Here is an 18,785-nt window from a genome sequence, read left to right on the forward strand (position 1 = left end):
ACAACCAACTGTACTCACAAAACCAAAAGCGCCTGCCGAGATTTACTTCGGCAGGCGCTTTTGGTTTGCCGGCACTAATCGCGCGATTGGCGCGCGCGATAGGCGGCGAAGTGGGTTGCTTTGCGCTGCGCCTCGTCCAGACCATCGCCAAGCTGCTCGGCCAGGGCCTGGTAGTGCGCCATTGCTGGCGCTGGCATGGGCGGCGCGGCAGCCAGCGATTGCTGCAGCAGTGCCTGGGCCTGCTGGCGCTGACCGGCGCGTTCCAGCCTCAATGCCTGGGCAGTAGCTGCTGCCAGCTCAACTTCCCCGGCGCGCTCCAGCACATCGGCAGCGACTGGCACTAACACAACCTCGGCCTCGCGTGCATAGGAAAAGGCGACTGTTGCAGCAACGGTTGTTGTGCGGCCTGACAGGTCGGCATAGCCCAGCTCGCCGCGCAGCACGACGCTGGTGCCGAGCATATCGGGCGGGGTGATGACACGCGTAAACAGGGTGCGCCGCTCGCCGCCGTAGATGTCGCCCAGGAAGATGCGCAGCCGCTCGCCCACGCGCTCATGCGGCAGGTCGCCCAGCAGCTCAACCGAAAGGCCACTCGGGATGTCGAGCGCCAGAAAGGCCTCGCGCGCCACCACCGTCAGCAGGTCGCCCAGCTCGCGCTCGAACATGCCGCGAATCTGGTCGGGGCGCTCGATATAGTAGAAATGCCCGCCACCCTGCTCGGCCATGGCTTCCAGCAATTGCTCAGAAAAATCCAGCCCCACGCCAAACGTCGAGGTTGCTACGCCGCGCTGGCGCAACTCGCGGGCGTGGTGCGTCAGCTCCTCGATGTCGGTGATGCCGCGATTGGCCATGCCATCGGTGAGCAGCAGGGCGCGGCCAATGCCCTCGCCGCTCAGGTGGTCGGCCACTTCGCGGCAGCCAGCCAGCCACCCGCCCGACAGATCGGTCCATCCGCCGGGCTTGAGCGCATCGATCCGGCGCAGAAGCTCGTCGCGCCGGGCGGGCGTCAGCTGTGCGCTTCGGGAAATTATGTCAACAGTATCGTCGTAGGCAACCACCGATACGCGGTCGCGCTCGTCGAGCATGCTCAGCACATGGCGGGCGGCTTGCTGTACATAGCGCAGTTTCTCGCCCTGCATCGAGCCGCTGCGATCCAGCACCAGCGCAATATTAAGCGGCGCGCGGCGCGCAACTGGCTGCACATGCGGCGCTGCTACCACCCACTCGACGGTGCGCTGTGACGACACTTCAACCGCAACCAGCCGGCGGTCGCTGCTGGCAGTGAGGGTGAGTATTTCTGGCAGGCTCATGACAATCTCCTTGTAGTTATGTACAACGCGCCAAACAGAGCCAGCCGGCGTTATGCGTCGCCAGCAAATAGCTCGCGTGCCAGGGCAATGAGCTGCTCGGCGCGGGCGCGCAGCGCCGAGTCCTCGCGGATGTGTATTTCCACACCGGGCGCAATCACAATGCGCCGCCACTGCTCTTCGGCCGGCGCTGTTTCGGCGGCTGGGCGCGGCGCACGACGCGCCAGCAGGCGGCGCAGCCGCCCTTCGGGGCGGGCCGGCTCGGCAGCGGGCGGCGCAGCAGCAGGCGCGGGTGCGGCAAAGCCATACGCTGGCGGCGCGGCTGGTGCAGGTGCCGGTGGTGGCAGCTCGCGGCCGGGCAGCATCGCCATGGGCTGCATAGCAGGGCGGTGCTCATAGCGGGCGGGCGGCTCGGCAAGCTGCGCCGCTGGTGCGGACTCCAGCAGCTGCGCGATATAGTCGGCGGCGGAGCTGGGCAACGGACCAGCCGACGCGGGCGGCTCGTTCAGTAGCGCGCGCATTTCGTCCGCGCTGAGCGGCGCGAGGTAGGTGCGAATTTCGCTGAGCGGCAGGTAGCTTTCTTTCAGGCGCGCGATCAGGCGCAGGCGCAGCAGGTGCTCGCCACCATACTGCGCATACTGGCCGCGCGTGTCGGGTTTGGGCAGCAAGCCCTCGGCGGTGTAGTAGCGAATCGTGCGCGGCGTTACGCCCGCCGCCTCGGCCAGTTCGCCAATGCTGTAGCTCGGCGCGTCGCTCATGCTGTGCCGCCCGCTTCGGCGTGCCAGCGCGCCAGCAGCTCGGCTTCGCGTGCGGGCGCAAGGCCGGCGCGCCATTCGTGGCTGGCCGGGCGGGTGGCGTGCCACGCCAGCGTGTCGCGCACGGTTGTTTCCAGCGGGCGAAATTGCAGCCCGGCACCAAGCGCCCGCGCGATGCTGATCGCCTGAAAGCCAGCCATATTCTGGTCGGCAGACGCGATCCACAGCGGCAGATCCATCCACTCGCTCACGTCATTTCGGGCAATAAATTCTTCGCTCACCCAGGTAAAGCGCGCATCGCTCGCGCTGAGGGTGCGGCACGTTTCGAGCAGGTCGCCAAGCGTAAGTGGCGCGGCCGGGCCGGTGGCGTTGAATGTGCCGGTCTGGCGCGCTTCGACCATCCGCAGCGTCCATTCGGCCAGATCGCGCACATCGATCACCTGCACCGGGCTGGCGGGCGAAGCGGGCGCAAGCACCTCGCCACCGCGCGCCACGCGCACCGGCCAGTAGGTGAAGCGGTCGGTCGGGTCGTTCGGGCCAACGATCAGGCCGGGGCGAATGACCAGCGCGCGGCCCGGCAGCGCCGCCTCGACTGCCTGCTCGCACAGCACCTTGAGCGGGCCATAGCTCTCGCCAGTGATCGCTTCGGTGCTCGGGTCAGCCAGTGTGCCAACGGGCGCGGCTTCGTCCATTCCCGCTGTGAACAGCGCTTTGTAGACCGAGATGGTGGAAATGAAGCAGTAGCGATCCACCGCATCGGCCAAAAATTCTGCCGAGGCGCGCACCAGCCGCGGCAGATAGCCCGACGGGTCGATCACCGCGTCCCAGCGCCGCCCGCGCAAGGCTTCCAGCCCGCCGTCGCGGTCGCCACGCAATTTTTCAACAGCAGGAAAAAGGTCGGCGTTGTGCTGCCCGCGATTGAACAGCGTAACAGCGTGCCCACGCGCCAGCGCGGCTTCGACGATGTGCCGGCCGAGAAAGACGGTTCCGCCAAGAACAAGCAGGTTCATGCGCGCCTCCCGCTACCAAATTCCTTCGTAGAGAATCTTCCACAGACTAGACGGATTACGCAGATGATCAAGCGATTGAGATCGTGTTGTTCATCGTGCCAAGACTATAGTAACAGTATTACGTCATACTGTCAACAGCGGAAATAAAAAGAGCGCGGATGGCATAACCATCCGCGCTGCGAGGCTTTGCGAAAAGCTATTTCTGTTCCAGCAGCTGCTCCAGCCGGTCGACATAGCTCGCCAGCGTGGCGAAGGTCGTTTCGACGGCGGCGGGCGTGGCCATGTCGACGCCAGCGAGCTTGAGCGCGTCAAGCGGATAGAGCGCGCCGCCGGTCTTCAGAAAGGCCAGGTAGCTATCGACCGTGCCGGGCTTGCCGGCCAGAATGTCGCCGGCCAGCGCGTGCGCCGCCGAGATGCCGGTGGCGTACTGATAAACATAGAAGTTCGAGTACAGGTGCGTCGAGAACTGCGCCCAGGTGATACCGACGCGGTCGCGGTCGAACTCGACTTCGGCGCCATAGCCCTCGGCAAACAGGTCGGCCATCAGCGTGATCATGCTGTCGGCGGTGAGCGCATCGCCGCGCTCGGCACGCTCGTGCAGCTCCAGCTCGAAGCGCGCCAGCGTGGGCATAATAAAGAAGTAGCGGTGGAAGTTCGCCATGGCTTCTTCAATCACGGCGATCTGGAAATCGCGGTCCATGTTTGTTTCCAGCAGGTGCGCGCGCACCAGCGCCTGGTTGAAGTTCGAGGCGACTTCGGCCACGAAGATCGAGTAGTCGGCATAGGTCAGCGGCTGGTTCTGCCACGAGTAGAACGAGTGCATGGAGTGACCCAGCTCGTGCGCCAGCGTGCTCATGCTGAAAATGTCGTCGTTGAAGCTCATGAGGATGAACGGGTGTGTGCCCGGGACGCCGTGCGAGTAGGCGCCCATGCGCTTGCCCTGGTTTGGGTACACATCCACCCAGCGCTGCTCGGTCGCGCCGTCGCGCAGGGTGCTGACATATTCTTCGCCCAGCGGCAGCATGCCCGCGCCGATCCAGTCGACCGCCTGCGTAAAGCTTACCTTAGGCATTTTGCCCGTCAGCGGCGCTTTGATGTCGTAGGCGTGCAGCGTGTCGTAGCCCAGCGCGCGCCGCCGCACCTGCCAGTAGCGGTGCCAGGTCGGCAGATGGCGGCGGAAGGTGTCGATCAGGTTATGGAACACTTCGAGCGGGATGTAGTTGCTCGACAGCGCGGCTTCCAGCGCCGAGTCGTAGCGGCGCGCGCGCGCGGTGAACACGTGCTGCTTGACGCCCGTGGCCAAGCAGCTTGCCATGGTGTTTTTCAGCGCCAGGTGGGCGTCGGCGTAGCTTTCCCAGGCGGTGCGGCGCGCTTCCCGGTCGGGGCTGGCCAGCAGCGCGTTGATATTGCCCTGCGCCACGTCCACCATGTCGCTGCCGACATGCGCCGGCGCAAAACGCAAATCGGCGTCGCACAAAATCGACTGGATCGACTCCGCGCTGCCGAACGGTTCCTGCACCAGCCCCAGCAGCTCCTCGACCTCGGCCGAGCGCACGTGTGGCGCGCGCTGCGCAAGCTGATCGACGTAGTGCGCGTAGCCGGCCAGGCTGGGCTCATCGCGCACCAGGGCGCGCAAACGATCAATGCCAGCGGCCAGCAGCTCGGGCTCGGCGAATGAAATCGCAGTGTACACGCGCGCCACCAGCCCCGATGCGCGGTCGTCCTTGGCGGCGGCGTCCTGGTCGGCGGTATTGGTGTTGTGGAACATGCTCGCGTAGAAGTAGACGCGCTGGGCGGCGTTCATCAGGCCTTCGCTGGTTTGGAACCAGTCGAGCAGCACGGCCGGGCTGCTGGTGAGCTGCCCCCCAAAACGCGCAAGATCGGGCAGCGCCGCATTGATACGCGCAATTTCGGCTTCCCACGCCGCGTCGTCGGCAAAAACACTGGCAGTATCCCAGGTATATTCAGCCGCGATCTGGTTGCGCGGCAGCACCGTCTGGCTCATTCCGGGGGCTCCTTTCAAGCAGAATTAGAGTTTGCCTTCTTTCACCCAGCGATCCAACACCTCGCGGGCGGCGCGGGCGGCATTGGCGCGGTGGCTGATCTGGTTTTTGCGCTCGGGCGGCAGCTCGGCCAGGGTCGCGTTTTCGTCGAGCAGGTAGAACAGCGGGTCGTAGCCGAAGCCGTGGTCGCCGCGTGGAGCCATCTCGATCACGCCGGGCAGCGTGCCCTCGACATCTTCGACCGTGCCGTCGGGCAGCGCCAGCGCGATCACGCACACAAAGCGCGCCAGCCGGGCATGAAACGGCACATTCGCCAGCTTCTCGAGCAGCAGCGCGTTGCGGTCGGCGTCGGTTTTGCCGGGGCCGGCATAGCGCGCCGAACGCACGCCCGGCTCGCCATCCAGCGCGTGCACCTCCAGACCCGAGTCGTCGGCCAGGGCGGGCAAGCCGCTGCGCGCCGTGTAGTATTCAGCTTTCAGACGCGCGTTGTCGGCAAATGTTTCGCCGGTTTCTTCCACATCGTCGTCAATGCCGAGGTCGCGCAGCGTGCGCAGTTCAAGCGGCAGGCCGGCGAAAATGGCGGAATATTCGCGCAGCTTGTTCTGGTTGGTTGTGGCGATCAGCAGGGTTGGCATGGCGCACTCCAGCAGCAATTCGGGTGTTGCAGATGCCAAGGGTACAAGGTTTGTGAAGTGCTGTCAAATATCTTTCGCGAGGTGTGTAACGAAATCGGCGCGGGCGAGACTTTCATTCAGAAGCGCACATAAACGCAGCGATCGGGCGTTTAGATACAGCTTCACTTGTTTCCACCCATATCAGGGCAATACTGCCCACAATACCTGTGAAGGAGTGCATCATGCGACGCCTCTTGCTTCGGCGTGCGTTCCAGTCGATCTTTGGCCTGTTCGCGCTGCTCATGTTGTTCAGCAGCGGTCTTGCTGCCGCATCTGGCGATACGGGCGCAGTATTTGCGCTTTCGAACTCACCTAACGGTAATGCGGTTCTGATCTGGAATCGCGCCGCCGATGGCACGCTCACCGCTGCTGGCAGCATCCCGACCGGCGGCACGGGCACCGGCGCGGGCCTTGGCTCGCAGGGCGCGCTGGCGCTGAGCGCAAACCACCAGTGGCTGTTTGTGGTCAATGCCGGCAGCAACGACATTTCGACCTTCCGCGTGCGGCCCAACGGTCTTGAGCTCAAGGCTCGGGTCGCGTCGGGCGGCACCCGCCCCACCAGTGTCACAGTCCACGATGACCTGCTGTACGTGCTGAATGCGGGCGGCGCGGGCAATATCGTGGGCTTTCGCGGCGCGGGTGATGGGAAGTTGCGGCAAATCGCCGGCTCGGCGCGCCCGCTGAGCGGCAACGCCACCGCACCGGCGCAGGTGCAGTTCAGCCCCGACGGCGACATTCTGGCGGTGACTGAGCGCAACACGCAGACGATCGACACCTACATCGTGAATGAGCAGGGTCTGGCGAGCGGGCCGATCGTCAACCACTCGGCGGGCGCAGTGCCATTCGGCTTCGCCTTCGACAAGCGCGGGCACGTGGTTGTTTCCGAAGCGGGCGGCGGCGCGAACGGCCTCAGCGCGGCCTCATCCTATGCGGTTGCAGAGAATGGCGCGCTCCGTGTTGTGAGCGCCTCGGCAGCCACCAATCAGGGCGCGGCGTGCTGGGTGGTGATCACTGGCAACGGGCGCTACGCCTACACCGCCAACGCCGCCGCTGGCAGCGACTCGATCTCGGGCTTTCGCATTCGCAAGGATGGCAGGCTGACGCTGATTACGCCCGATGGCCGCACCGGCGTGGCGGGCGCTGGCCCAACCGACATGGCGCTGAGCACCAACAGCCACTTCCTGTATGTGCGCAATGGGCGCGGCAACAGCATCAGCGGCTTTGCGGTGCAGAACAACGGCAGCTTGCAGCCCCTGCCCGGCGTGGGCGGGCTGCCGGCTGGCGCGGCGGGCCTGATTGCGTACTAGAGCCGGGGGATGGGAGTTGGGGAATGGGGGTTGGAAGAGCATCAGGACGCACAAGCACACTGACTCCTGAATCCTGACTCCTGAATCCTGCAAAGCCGGGGCGCAATGCCTCGGCTTTGTGGCGCACAAACCATTGACAAAGCGCACGTTTCTGCGTACCATTCACGGCTATGGTTTTTGCGCCTGCGGGCGCTGGTGAAGGAACAATTCCCATGAAAGTCGAAATCTGGTCGGATGTGGTCTGCCCGTGGTGCTATATCGGCAAACGGCGCTTTGAGCAGGCGCTGGCGCGTTTCGCCCACCGCGACGAGGTCGAAATCGTGTGGCGCAGCTTCGAGCTCGACCCCGGCGCGCCGCGCAGCACGCCCGGCTCGCTGAACGATATGCTGGCGAAGAAGATGGGTACGACCACTGCCCGCGCCGCCGCAATGAACGCGCACGTCAGCCAGCTTGCTGCCGGCGAAGGGCTCGATTATCATCTCGATATTGCGCGCCCGGGCAACACCTTCGACGCGCACCGCCTGATCCACCTCGCGGCGGCGCACGGCAAGCAAGGCGAAGCGAAAGAGCGGCTGATGCGCGCCTACTTCACCGAGGGCGCGGCAATTGGCGAGCGCGAGGCGCTGGTGGCGCTGGGCGTGGAGCTGGGCTTGCCGGCCGAGGACGTGCGCGCCGCGCTGGCGGGCGATGCCTATGCCGCCGAGGTGCGCGCCGACGAGAATCGCGCGCGCATGTTTGGTATCAGCGGCGTGCCGTTTTTCGCAATCGACGAGCGCTATGGCATTTCGGGCGCGCAGCCAGCCGAGCTGTTTGCGCAGACGCTGGAGCAAGCCTGGGCCGAGGCGCACCCGCTGACCATGGTTGGCGTGGCCGGCACGGACGCGGCCGATTGCGCCGACGGCAGCTGCGCGATTGATCCGGCCAGCGAAAGATAAAAGTATCCACAGATTACGCAGATGACACAGATTGAGTAAGATCTTCACTCTGTGTCATCTGCGTAATCTGTGGACTATTTCGCGCTACTCAATCTCGCGGATCTGGACTTTTTCCGCCAGCTGCTCGACTTCTTCGCGTGTGCCGACGGCGGTGCCATCGTGGCTGGCGGTGGCCGCGCCACAGGCTACGCCCCAGCGCAGTGCGCTCAGCGCATCGCCCTGGCTCAAGCCCCAGACCATCCCGCCCACAAACGAGTCGCCCGCGCCGATTGGGTTGCGCTCCTGAATCTGCGGCGGGGTTGCCAGCCAGCCACGGCCATTTTCCGCCAGCAGCGCGCCATCGGCGCCCATCGAGATCGCAACATAGGGAATGCCCGCCAGCGCCTGCGCGGCCGCCAGCGCCTCGGATGGATGTGTGACGGGCCGGCCGGTCAGCTCGCTGGCCTCGGTCGTGTTCGGCTTGACCAGCGTGGGCCGCGCCGCGCAGCCGTGCACCAGCGCAACGCCGCTGGTGTCGAGCAGCACATGCGCGCCCGCCGCCTTGATCGTCGCGATCAGGTCGGCGTAGTAGGTCTCGGGCACTCCTGGCGGCAGGCTGCCAGCCAGCACCCACCAGTCGCCAGCCTGGGCGCGCTCGCGCACCTGAGCCGCCAGCGCGTCCTGTTCGCCCGGCGCAATCGTGGGGCCGGGCTCGTTCACCTTGATGTAGTGCGCATGGTCGTGCGTGACGATGCTGACGTTGGTGCGCGTTTCGCCTGCTATTTCAACAAAATCCGTAGCAATGCCCAGCGCACGGAGACCGTCGCGCAGCGCCTCGCCGGTGCGCCCGCCCGCGAAGCCCAGCGCCACGCTTTCGGCGCCGAGCGACGCGAGCATGCGCGACACATTGAAGCCCTTGCCGCCACAATCGACCCGCGACTCGGTGGCGCGCAGCACCTCATCAAACGCAACCGCCGCCACCGCCAGCTCGCGATCCAGCGCCGGGTTCAGTGTGACAGTGTAGATCATGGCTTCCAGAACCGTTCGATCAGCACCTGCTCGGCCTCGGGCGTCCACATATCGTTCGGGCCAAGCTTGGCCGCCACGTCGGGGAACTGCTCCTTCAGCTCGGGCAGGCCCGTCAGCGGCAGCCCGCTAATCTGCGGGAAGATCACCACCTTGCCGGGGTAGCGCCCTTCCATCAGCGCGCGCAAGCCCTCCTGCGCCGCCTCGATCCCGCCCACCGCTGCCACCGAGCGGTTCGGCGAAAGCTCGCCCGCCACGGTTTTGTTGATCACCAGCTGCTGGTCGCTCAGGCGCGAACCCGAGGTGCCGGTGAACTGCGCGTTGTGCAGATACACATCGCTGACCTTGAGCGGCGCGTAGGTGCCGTTGGGCACGCCCGCGAACAGCACCAGCATGCCATCCGGCCCCATCACCGTGCCCGATTCGGCCATAAGCGCGCCCACCGGCACGCTCACCACCACGTCGTCAGCGCCCTGATTGTCGGTTTCGCGCATCACCACTTCGCGCAGCGAGTCGCCCGGCTTCGCGGTGTTGACAATCACCAGATGCTTGCCGCGCTGTTCGGCCAGCGAGGTGAACATTTGCGCCAGCGTCGCCAGTCGCTCGTCGTTCACGTCGGTGGCGATGACGGTGCGCGGTCCGCTCGAAAGCTCCAGCGCGCGCTGCACATGCATCTGGCCCATGGGGCCGCCCGCGCCCACGAACACGGCCACGCCACCCGCGCGCAGCTCGGCGCGATTGCGCGCTTCGCCATAGCTGGCCGCAATGTCGCTGCCGTTCGTGCCGACGTAGGCGGTGTAGTCGTAGTGCAGCCGCCCAACGTCGATCTGCGGGTTGCCGTCCAGTGGCTCCGTGCCCACAAGGTTGAAGGTGCCGCGCCGCGCGATCAGCTTGGCAGCTTCGCTCACCAGCTCGGCCGAGCGTGGGGCAAGCACCACGATGTCGTCAAAGCCCTTGCCGCCGGTCAGGTCGGCTTTGAGCGCGGCATAGTCGGCGGGCGCAAGGCCATCGCGCGTTTCGATTGCGGCCGCCGAAGCGGCCTCGATCTGCGCGCGCAGGCTGGCTGGCACATCGGTCAGGATAATGCGCGCCGGCGCGTCGAGGTACTGCGAGAAGGAATAATTCGTCTCGTCGCCCGGGCGCCCAACGATCCACATCGTTCCGCCCGACAGTGGCGCGAGGCGGCGGCGCTGGGTGTATGCGCCTTCCACGCAGGCCCACGGCTCGGTGAGCGCGGTTTCGGCGTAGCCTAGCCCTTCCTGCACTTCCAGCACATACGCGCCGTCGTCGGCGTTCAGCACCTCGGGGCCAATCAGGTGAAACTGGATCAGGCCGCCGGGGATGGTGTAGCCATAGGCCGTGCTCTTGCCCTGCTGATAAATGTCGGGCTGCATGGCTAGGCGCTGGCCCGGCGCATACTTGCCGCGCAGGTTCTCGCCCACCTTCAGCACCGTCAGCGCGGCCTCGTGGCCCAGGCGCGTCGGCTCAATCGACAGGTCGCGATTATACAGTTTGGGGTGTTTTCCACCCTGCTGAATGAGCTTCACGTCGGAAAAGCACATGCCTACGGCATCGACGCGCACCAGCAGCTGATCGCTGCCCGGCTCGGGCACTGGCACGGTTTCGGGCTTGCCTTCGCGCCCAACGCTTTCCACGCCCGGCCCATACATATTCCAGGTCAGCGCGGTGTTGGCCACCGGCGCCTCGGGCGACTGGTACAGATCAAAATCCTTGGTCATATCGTTATCCTCCTGCGCGCACCTCGGCAGCGGTGGCGCATGCCAGCGCCTGCCGGGCGCGCTCCTGACACTGTGCAAGCGAAAGCGTGCGAATTTGGGCTTTCACAAGCGGAATGTCGGCGATTGCAATACTCAGCTCGTCCACGCCCAGACCCACCAGGATCGGCACCGCCTCGGGCTTGCCACCCAGGTTACCGCAGATGCCGACCCACTTGCCAGCCGCGTGCGCGCCTTCAACCGTTTTGGAAATCAGGCGCAGCACCGCCGGGTGCAGGTCGTCGGCCTGGCTGGCCAGCGTGGGGTGCATGCGGTCCATCGCCAGCGTGTACTGGGTCAGGTCGTTGGTGCCAATCGAGAAGAAGTCGGCTTCGCGGGCCAGCACATCGGCCATCATTGCCGCCGAGGGCACTTCAATCATGATGCCGATCTCGACCGGCGGCGCATTCAGCTCGGCGCGCAGCTCCTCGACAATCGCGCGGGCGGCGCGCATCTCGCCAATATCGGCAATCATCGGGAACATGATCCGCAGCTTGCCAAACGAGGCCGCGCGCAGGATGGCGCGCAGCTGCGTGCGGAACAGGTCGGGATATTCCAGGCACAAACGCACGCCACGCACGCCCAGGAAGGGGTTGTCTTCGCGCGGCAGGTCGAGGTAGGGCACTTCCTTGTCGCCGCCGATGTCGAGCGTGCGCACAATCACCGGGTTGCCACCAAAGGCCTGCGCCACGTCGCGGTAGATCGCGAACTGCTCTTCTTCGGTTGGCGCGGTTTTGGTTTCGAGGAAAATAAACTCGGTGCGGAACAGGCCCACGCCCTCCGCGCCATTATCGACCGCCGGCTTGGCTTCTTTCACGCCACCAATATTGGCCACGATCTCAACGCGGTGGCCATCGCTGGTGACGGCTGGCTCGCGCGCGGCCTGCGTGGCAGTGGCGCGGCGCTCGCGCTCTTCCTGCTGGGCCTTGCGCGCAGCATCCAGCACACCCGCGTCGGGCTCAACCGTCAGCGTGCCGGCGCTGCCGTCGAGAATGACCTCGGTGCCGACCGCAAGCTCCAGCACGCCCTGGCCGGCGCTCACCACAGCCGGCAGGCCCAGCGCGCGCGCCAGAATGGCAGTGTGGGCATTCGGACCACCGACGGCGGTGCAGAAGCCCAGCACGCGCTTGGGATCGAGCGACACCGTTTCCGAGGGCGTCAGGTCTGTGGCGACGATCACAACCGGGTGATCGGGCAGGGTTGGCGCGGGCGGGGCCTCGCCCACCAGCAGGCGCAGCACGCGCGCGCCCACGTCGCGAATATCGGCGGCGCGCTCGGCCAGCAGCGCATTCGAAAGCTCGGCCAGCTCGGCAGCCTGCTCGGCAGTTGCGTCCTTCCAGGCCACGGCGGCGCTGCGGCCCTCGGCAATCGACGAGCGGACATTATCGATCAACGCTTCGTCGGCCAGGATCTCGCGGTGGACGTGGAAAATCTCGGCTTCGCTGGCGTCGGCGCGCTGCGCAACCTCGGAGTGGAGCTTGTTCAGCTGCTGGCGCGCGGCGTCGATGGCTGCCTGCAAGCGCGCGTGCTCAAAATCGATGCCGCCAAAGCGCTCGTTCACCATCACCTCGGCGCGCTCGAAGCGGAACACCGGGCCGATTGCAATGCCGGGCGCGCCAGCAATGCCCTGCACCACACCGCCAGCGGATGGCGCATGGGCGGGCGGGGCAGCGTGTGGAACGGTGGCAGGAAGGGCATGGGCGGCAGAAGCAGTAGCCGGCGCGGCCTCGGCAGGCGCGGCGTGCGCGCCAGTATCGGGGCCTTCGCCCAGGCCATCGCGCACGGCATCAACAATCGCCGCAGCGGCGCTTTCCTCGTCCTCACCGTTCACTTCAACCTGAATTTGCTGGCCACGCGCTACGCCGAGCGTGAGTACTGAAATCAGGCTCTTGGCATTAACGAACTTACCGTTATAGCGAATTTTGATCGACGACTGATATTGCTTGGCGATATCAACAAAAACGCGCGCCGGCCGCGCGTGCAGCCCCGTCGCATTATGAATCACGAGATCAAGCTGTTGCATCTCACACTTCCTTGTGGCACTGCCTGCCGCGTGGCGAGGAAACGAGCAGCCGGCCCAGAGGCAGTGAACGAAAAAGCCACAGCGGCGCCACGAACACAAAGGGCTCGTTCCGCAAATCCTTCGTGCCCGGGCGCCGCTGTGGCTGAAAAATCACACGTTCGCTAGACTTCGGCCTCGCGGGCGCGGCCCAGGCGCTCGATAATCAGCGCCGGGTCGGAGGTGCGGGCCAGTTCGGCGGCGGCGTCCTCATCCTCGATCACCTCGGCCAGGTTCGCCAGCACGCCCACATGCTCGTCGGCGTTGGCGGCAATGCCGATCACAAGGTAGGCTTTCTCGCCCTCTTCCCACTCCACACCGTCGGGAATTTGCAGGACCGAGATGCCAGTGCGGATGACCTCGCTCAGGTTTTCGTGCTGGCCATGCGGGATGGCCACGCCATTGCCCAGGTAGGTCGACATGGTCATTTCGCGGTTGAGCATGCCCTGAACATAGTTGGGCTGCACACAGCCACCCTGCACCAGCAGCTCGCCAGCCTGGCGAATGGCATCCTGCTTGCTGCTGGCCGTCGCGCCCAGGCGCACCGTATCGCTCGATACAATTGCCATGGCTAGCGCGCCTCCATCAGATCGCCACCCGTCTTCAGCGACTCAACGATCTTATCAAACACCGGGTCGTTCAGAAACTGCGAAAAAGCAATAACCACAGCGTTAGGCGCCTGTTTACGCGCAAAATCGGCCAAACCCTTGTGCGCGACGACCACTTTGGCGCTGGCAGGCACCGCCCGCACGGGCTTGTGGATGACGTTCACGCTCAGGCCAGCCGCTTTGAGCTTCTTCTTCAGGGCGTTCACACCCATAATGCTGGAACCGATGCCGGCCTCACACGCGAAGATAATCGTGTCGACACTCGCTGCGGGGATAGATGTAGCCATACCAGACTCCTTTCATGGAGCGCGGGTGGCGCCGACATCCCTGAGGGCGCCACCCGCCAGCTTGTACTAGTTCGCGGCGGTAGCCGGAACCGGCGTGCCCTCGGCCTCAGCGATCTCGTCCTCATCCTCGGAGCGCACCGGGAAGACGCGCAGGATGAACGAGCCGACCAGGAACGACGCCACGACGCCGATCAGCACGCCACCGAGCACGGGGATGTGCTGGCCGAGCGGGATAACCGCCAGGTAAGCAAAGATCGAGCCAGGGGCGGGCGAAGCAACCACGCCAGCGCCAGTGATCACGAACCACAGGTCGGCCAGGATACCACCGGCCCACATCGCAACGATCATAATCGGGTGCGCCAGGATGTAGGGGAAGTAGATCTCGTGGATGCCGCCCAGGAAGTGGATGATCGCCGCGCCCGGGGCCGACAGCTTCAGCATGCCCTTGCCCGAGAACCAGTAGGCCAGCAGCAGGCCCAGGCCAGGCCCAGGGTTGCTTTCCAGCATGAAGTGGATGGCCTTGCCGTTCTTGGCAACTTCGGCCACACCCAGCGGAGCCAGAATGCCGTGGTTGATTGCGTTGTTGAGGAACAGCACCTTGGCCGGCTCAATCAGGATATCGGCCAGCGGCAGCAAGCGCGAAGCAATCAGGAAATCGACGCCAGCGCCCAGCGCATTGCTGAAAGCCTGAACGATCGGGCCAATGATGACATTCGCGATCAGCACCAGCGCCAGGATCAGGAAGCCGGCCGAGAAGTTGTTGAACAGCAGCTCAAAGCCAACCGGGATCTTGTCCTCAAGCGCCTCGTCGATTTTCTTCATCAGGTAGCCGCCGAGCGGGCCCATGATCATGCCGCCGAGGAACATTGGGATGTCGGCGCCGACAATCACGCCCATGGTGGCTGCTGCGCCTACCACACCACCGCGATGATCATAGATCATCTTGCCGCCAGTGTAGCCAATCAGGATGGGCAGCAGGTAGGTAATCATCGGGCCGACGAGCTTGGCGAAGCCTTCGTTGGGAATCCAGCCAACCGGGATGAAGAGGGCGGTAATCAGGCCCCAGGCAATGAATGCGCCAATGTTCGGGACCACCATCGCAGCCAGGAAGCTGCCGAAGCTCTGGATCCGCTGTCGCATGATGCGTTTCTCCTTTGAAGATCGTTTGTCGAACCTATCGCCGTTGATGGTGCAAGCCTTGCCGCATATTCGCGCCAGCGCCCCCGGGTAAGCCCTGGCGAATCAATGCGATGTGATCCCGAAATCCGGCCACGAGTATCCGACGCAGCGCATCACAGAGCGGTTTGCGGCTCTGCCGCAGTGCCCTGCCCGCCAAACGTTCGAGCGACGTGGATGAGAGTCTGTATTGCTTGCACCGTGTGTGATATGTATAGTATATGGGCTTTTACTAATTGTCAATAATGAAACGGCGCTTAAATCATATACCTTTTAGTACACCACTTATGACAAAAGTGTACTATTTGAAATGAACTCTTATGACGAGAACTACTGGCAACATGAGATGAAAAGGCGCAGAAATACCGTATCAATAGCATTCATGCTAAAGACACCGAATTGTTCGCTAATTCACAATTCCTCGAATAGAATCAGTTACTTCGTAAAGAAAACTATTAGCGCGGACTTTACACGTTCACTTGTGAGAAAATGCACGTTCCTTACCAAGCGAATATATTCGCGCCCAATTATGCCATCCATTGTGTCAAGCGCACAATATCGTCGGCACGAAGCATTGGGTGCACCTGAATGACATCAATATAGGCGTCGTCGGGCAGTATCAGCGGCACAGTCGAAATAATCAGGTCGGCGTTAGCCACGCGCGATGTTGTGATTTCACGCATTGGCAGCACTTCAAAGGTACCCAGGCGCGGGAAGCGCGCGCGCAAACGCGCCACCAGCAGCTGCGTGGTGGCCATGCCGCTCGGGCACACCACCAGAATATGGCGTGCGCGCTCGGGCCGGGCGCGCACAATCGCGGCGCGCAGAAGCAGGATCAGGTCGTCGTAGACGGCTGCGGGCAGTGGCAGGCCAGTAGCATCCTCAGCGTCGGCGGCGAGCTGGGCGGCTACAGTGCGCTCGGCAGTATAGCGATCGCCGTGCAGGTCGGCGCTATCGTTTGGCGGCGACCACAAACCGAAACGCTGGCGCACATAGGCTGGCAGCACATGCGCCTCGAGCCCGTGCTGCAACAGCGGGTCGGCGGCCAGCTCGGGCACACGGTAGGCTGCGGCAACCTGCGCCAGCATGCGGTTGATCAAGGGTGCAAACTGGGCTGCCACACCAGCCGTGCTTTGCCACGGCTCGTCGCGGGCACCTGCGGCAAGCTGCATTGCCAGCATGGCAGATTCGGCAGTGCGCGAAGGCGCGGGAAGGGCTGGCCAGAGGTCGGCGGCAAGCTGGGCCGCCACCGGCCACTCGGCCTGCGCCTGCGCCCATTCCAGCGTTGCAGCATTCAGCACTGCATATTGCCCGGCCTGAATGCGCTGCTGCTGCACAGCCCCGGTAACCGCCAACGCCGCCGCCGCAATATCGGAAAAGCGGCCACCAAGCGCTGTTTCGGCCAGCCCAACGATCTGCTGCGCGGTTGCGAGATCCCAACGCCGCACCAGATCGTTGACGCGCTGCACAATTGGCAGCAAGGCCTCGTCGCGCGCAAGCACAAACTCGAGGCGGCTGCCCTGGCGCACGCCCATAATCGGCCAGGGGAAGGGCACATCGCCCCATAGCAGCGCCGCCAGCGCCTGCCGCTGCGCCAGTTCCGCCCCATCGATCCAGCAGCCACGATGCTGACGCCGCGCAATCTCCAGGCCAAAGCTCGCCAGCCAGGGCTCGATCGCTTCGAGATCCTTCAGGATCGTCGCGCGCGCAACGCCAAGGTCGTTCTGAAACTGGCCAAGCGTCAGGGCAGAGTTGGAGGCAAGCAACTGAAGCGCCAGAAGCTGCTGGCGTTGCTCGGGCGTCAGCACCAGCTGAAAGCGCGCGTAGACATCAAGCTCGCGCAGCAGGCGCTGGCGCTGGTCGGCGGTGCAAACGATCTGCACGCCAACGCCGGGCGTGTGGCGCAGCATAATCAGCCGGCGATCCAGCCAGCCTTTTACATCGCGCAGCCCATATTGAACCTGGCGTTGGGTCAGGTGAAGCTGCTCGCCAAGCGCAGTCGCGCTGATCGGCGTTTCTAGCACCAGCAGGTGCTGAAGCAGATCGCGCTGCGCTGTCGTCAACGGCATCATACGCGCCACCGCGTCGTGGGGCATTCATTCCCCAAACTGAGCCAATACGAGCGACATGCCATTCACGCCCAGCCAAGCGGGGCTTGGCTGGAAGCAATGAACGCACTACGAGGCGAATTTATTCAATGAAGTGTAATGATTGCCGCTTGCCACTGTATGGTAGCGCCGCGATAGCGCAGAGTCAAGCGATGCGCGGCGAAACATTGATCCGACTTTCAGCAAGGAGGTTATGACAAAAGTAGATCATTTTTGTGAAGGCTGGCACATGCTATCAGCGCGTTGCGCCGACACAGCGCTGGGATGGGGTTTGAGATTTGTGTGCAGTTTTCTTCGTGGGGCGAAGAAAACTGCACACATGCAGAAGAGATACTGCTGCGAATACAGCGTTAGGCGTTTTGCGCCAGCGTTTGTGCTGGTGCGCTGGCCTCGGCCTGCGTAATCGCGCCTGCCGCCTGCGCAATCAGGTCGCTTACGCGCGCGGCCCACGCCGGGTCGAACAGCTTGACGCGCCGCACCGTCGATTTGGTGAGCACCAGCCCTTCGTACAGGCGCGCGCGGGTGATCTGCTCATCGCTGAGGTCGCCATAGCCAGCCAGAAATGCACGCTGCGCGTCTTCCGCGCCGGGCTGGCCGTAGCCCGCATACCAGAAGCGAATATCGGCCAGGAACTTACCCAGGTCGATCATCGGGTCGGAAAGGTAGCAGGTGTCGAAGTCGATCAGCGTCAGGCCGTCGGGCGTGATCCACAGGTGGTCGGCCTTGAAGTCGCCATAGGCGAAGGAGGGCGTCACTGCTGGCAAGCGCTCGTGCAGGGCCTGGGCGCGCGTCACCAGGTCTTTGATCGCCGCGCCGGTGTCGGGCAGCAGCGGGTGGACATACTCGGCCGCGCTGAGAATGCTTTTCACTTCTTTGGCGAAGCTGTGCGGCTGCAAGGCCACCAGCGACTCGGGCGTGGCGTGGAGGGCGCGAATCGCCGCGCCGGCCGAGCGCAAATGCGCATCGGTGGCCGGGCCGGGCGTGCGCAGCAGGTCGGAGAGCGGCGTGCCGGTGACACGCGGGTAGATCACCAGGTTGTCGGCGGGCAGGTAGGCCAGCGGGCGGGCCGCACCAATGCCAATATTCTGCTGCGCCAGCCAGTCGGAAACGGTGGTGGCGGTGCCAAAGGTGCGCGCGCCCTTGTCGCTGTTGTAGGTTTTGGCGAACAGCGTGCCGGCCGGGTCGCTCCCGCCATTCGCGTCGAGCGGGTCGTAGCGCAGGACATGGCGCTGGCCGGGCCGGTAGCGAATCGGCGTGATGCGGTAGCCCGCCGCATCGGATTGAACTGTTGGATCAGCCGCCAGCAGATCGCGCACATACGCCGGGTCGGCGAGGCGGGCGAGCTGCGGGTACTCGGCATCCAGCGGCGACACCTGCACCCAGATGCCCCATTCGGCATTTTCCCCTGCCAGCGCGCGAAATGGCGCGGCCAGCCCGCGCTCAGCGATCTCGCTCTGCATGGCTGGGCTCGTTTCGGGCGCGCCGCGTGGGTCGGGCTTGCCGGGCGGCAGCCAGTTCACCTCGATCAGGCGCGTGCGCGTGCCGGAAACATCAGTCAGTTCAACCGCGTAGTAGGCCTGCATGTAGCGGCCGGGCTTGTATTTGGCGCGGTCGAGCTTCATTGCGCCGATTTCTGCGCCCGGTTCGAGCATGCCGGCCAGGGTTGCGCGCAGCGCCTCGCGGGCGGGCGGCTCGTTCAGCAGCCACTGCACGCCCGCCAGCCCGCCCTGCCCCGAAAGCGCCGTCGTTATGTCCATGAGCCGCCCTCACCTTCTC

At 64.5% G+C, this 18,785-nt stretch carries 15 protein-coding genes; 2 read left to right on the plus strand and 13 right to left on the minus strand.

The features are described from left to right. Window positions 1-74: 74 nt before the first annotated feature. The 5 genes from M1P90_RS09725 to M1P90_RS09745 form a co-directional block, all read right to left on the minus strand. Window positions 75-1,310, minus strand: a complete 1,236-nt coding sequence (locus M1P90_RS09725) for a vWA domain-containing protein (protein ID WP_483702418.1) — start codon at window positions 1,308-1,310, stop codon at window positions 75-77. A 50-nt stretch (window positions 1,311-1,360) separates the two neighbouring features. Continuing rightward, window positions 1,361-2,065 (minus strand): helix-turn-helix domain-containing protein, encoded by a 705-nt coding sequence (locus M1P90_RS09730; RefSeq protein ID WP_483702419.1) that lies wholly within the window; start codon window positions 2,063-2,065, stop codon window positions 1,361-1,363. Further along, window positions 2,062-3,072, minus strand: coding sequence for an NAD-dependent epimerase/dehydratase family protein (locus M1P90_RS09735; protein WP_483702420.1), 1,011 nt, complete (start codon window positions 3,070-3,072; stop codon window positions 2,062-2,064). Before M1P90_RS09735 ends, M1P90_RS09730 begins: the two co-directional genes overlap by 4 nt. Before the next feature lie 196 nt (window positions 3,073-3,268). Further along, on the minus strand, window positions 3,269-5,077 hold the full coding sequence (pepF, locus tag M1P90_RS09740) for an oligoendopeptidase F (protein ID WP_483702421.1): 1,809 nt from the start codon (window positions 5,075-5,077) through the stop codon (window positions 3,269-3,271). Between the two features lie 24 nt (window positions 5,078-5,101). After that, window positions 5,102-5,710 carry an XTP/dITP diphosphatase gene (locus tag M1P90_RS09745; RefSeq protein WP_483702422.1) on the minus strand — a complete coding sequence of 203 codons (609 nt, stop codon included), beginning with the start codon at window positions 5,708-5,710 and terminating at the stop codon, window positions 5,102-5,104. A 221-nt stretch (window positions 5,711-5,931) separates the two neighbouring features. Between M1P90_RS09745 and M1P90_RS09750 the strand changes: the two genes are divergently transcribed. Both M1P90_RS09750 and M1P90_RS09755 read left to right on the plus strand, forming a co-directional pair. Next, entirely contained in the window at window positions 5,932-7,056 is a 1,125-nt protein-coding gene (locus tag M1P90_RS09750; protein WP_483702423.1) for a lactonase family protein, read from the plus strand. A 212-nt stretch (window positions 7,057-7,268) separates the two neighbouring features. After that, window positions 7,269-7,991 carry a DsbA family oxidoreductase gene (locus M1P90_RS09755; RefSeq protein ID WP_483702424.1) on the plus strand — a complete coding sequence of 241 codons (723 nt, stop codon included), beginning with the start codon at window positions 7,269-7,271 and terminating at the stop codon, window positions 7,989-7,991. Window positions 7,992-8,075: 84 nt separating this feature from the next. Here M1P90_RS09755 and pfkB read toward each other — a convergent pair whose 3' ends face one another. The 8 genes from pfkB to M1P90_RS09795 form a co-directional block, all read right to left on the minus strand. Continuing rightward, entirely contained in the window at window positions 8,076-8,999 is a 924-nt protein-coding gene (gene pfkB / locus M1P90_RS09760) for a 1-phosphofructokinase (protein WP_483702425.1), read from the minus strand. Continuing rightward, window positions 8,996-10,735 (minus strand): zinc-binding dehydrogenase, encoded by a 1,740-nt coding sequence (locus M1P90_RS09765; RefSeq protein ID WP_483702426.1) that lies wholly within the window; start codon window positions 10,733-10,735, stop codon window positions 8,996-8,998. Before M1P90_RS09765 ends, pfkB begins: the two co-directional genes overlap by 4 nt. Before the next feature lie 4 nt (window positions 10,736-10,739). Next, window positions 10,740-12,794: a phosphoenolpyruvate--protein phosphotransferase gene (ptsP, locus tag M1P90_RS09770; RefSeq protein WP_483702427.1), complete on the minus strand. Its 2,055-nt coding sequence runs from the start codon at window positions 12,792-12,794 to the stop codon at window positions 10,740-10,742. 161 nt (window positions 12,795-12,955) lie between these two features. Next, window positions 12,956-13,399, minus strand: a complete 444-nt coding sequence (locus M1P90_RS09775; RefSeq protein WP_483702428.1) for a PTS mannitol transporter subunit IIA — start codon at window positions 13,397-13,399, stop codon at window positions 12,956-12,958. 2 nt (window positions 13,400-13,401) lie between these two features. Then, window positions 13,402-13,725, minus strand: a complete 324-nt coding sequence (locus M1P90_RS09780; protein ID WP_483702429.1) for a hypothetical protein — start codon at window positions 13,723-13,725, stop codon at window positions 13,402-13,404. A 66-nt stretch (window positions 13,726-13,791) separates the two neighbouring features. Further along, a complete protein-coding gene (mtlA, locus tag M1P90_RS09785) occupies window positions 13,792-14,865 on the minus strand; it encodes a mannitol-specific PTS transporter subunit IIC (RefSeq protein WP_483702430.1) in 1,074 nt (357 codons plus the stop codon). Between the two features lie 563 nt (window positions 14,866-15,428). Then, window positions 15,429-16,973: a BglG family transcription antiterminator gene (locus tag M1P90_RS09790; protein ID WP_483702431.1), complete on the minus strand. Its 1,545-nt coding sequence runs from the start codon at window positions 16,971-16,973 to the stop codon at window positions 15,429-15,431. A 386-nt stretch (window positions 16,974-17,359) separates the two neighbouring features. Then, complete coding sequence (locus M1P90_RS09795) at window positions 17,360-18,766, minus strand: phosphotransferase family protein (RefSeq protein ID WP_483702432.1); 1,407 nt, start codon at window positions 18,764-18,766, stop codon at window positions 17,360-17,362. Window positions 18,767-18,785 lie beyond the last annotated feature (19 nt).

It is taken from the genome of Kouleothrix sp. 19917 (genome assembly GCF_057073505.1).

Bases quoted from the DNA above. Each gene is read 5' to 3' on its own strand.
- M1P90_RS09775 (WP_483702428.1), bottom strand. From the start codon at position 13,399: ATGGCAATTGTATCGAGCGATACGGTGCGCCTGGGCGCGACGGCCAGC.
- M1P90_RS09765 (WP_483702426.1), bottom strand. From the start codon at position 10,735: ATGACCAAGGATTTTGATCTGTACCAGTCGCCCGAGGCGCCGGTGGCC.
- M1P90_RS09730 (WP_483702419.1), bottom strand. From the start codon at position 2,065: ATGAGCGACGCGCCGAGCTACAGCATTGGCGAACTGGCCGAGGCGGCG.
- M1P90_RS09790 (WP_483702431.1), bottom strand. From the start codon at position 16,973: ATGATGCCGTTGACGACAGCGCAGCGCGATCTGCTTCAGCACCTGCTG.
- M1P90_RS09755 (WP_483702424.1), top strand. From the start codon at position 7,269: ATGAAAGTCGAAATCTGGTCGGATGTGGTCTGCCCGTGGTGCTATATC.
- ptsP (WP_483702427.1), bottom strand. From the start codon at position 12,794: ATGCAACAGCTTGATCTCGTGATTCATAATGCGACGGGGCTGCACGCG.
- pepF (WP_483702421.1), bottom strand. From the start codon at position 5,077: ATGAGCCAGACGGTGCTGCCGCGCAACCAGATCGCGGCTGAATATACC.
- mtlA (WP_483702430.1), bottom strand. From the start codon at position 14,865: ATGCGACAGCGGATCCAGAGCTTCGGCAGCTTCCTGGCTGCGATGGTG.
- M1P90_RS09780 (WP_483702429.1), bottom strand. From the start codon at position 13,725: ATGGCTACATCTATCCCCGCAGCGAGTGTCGACACGATTATCTTCGCG.
- pfkB (WP_483702425.1), bottom strand. From the start codon at position 8,999: ATGATCTACACTGTCACACTGAACCCGGCGCTGGATCGCGAGCTGGCG.
- M1P90_RS09750 (WP_483702423.1), top strand. From the start codon at position 5,932: ATGCGACGCCTCTTGCTTCGGCGTGCGTTCCAGTCGATCTTTGGCCTG.
- M1P90_RS09735 (WP_483702420.1), bottom strand. From the start codon at position 3,072: ATGAACCTGCTTGTTCTTGGCGGAACCGTCTTTCTCGGCCGGCACATC.
- M1P90_RS09795 (WP_483702432.1), bottom strand. From the start codon at position 18,766: ATGGACATAACGACGGCGCTTTCGGGGCAGGGCGGGCTGGCGGGCGTG.
- M1P90_RS09725 (WP_483702418.1), bottom strand. From the start codon at position 1,310: ATGAGCCTGCCAGAAATACTCACCCTCACTGCCAGCAGCGACCGCCGG.
- M1P90_RS09745 (WP_483702422.1), bottom strand. From the start codon at position 5,710: ATGCCAACCCTGCTGATCGCCACAACCAACCAGAACAAGCTGCGCGAA.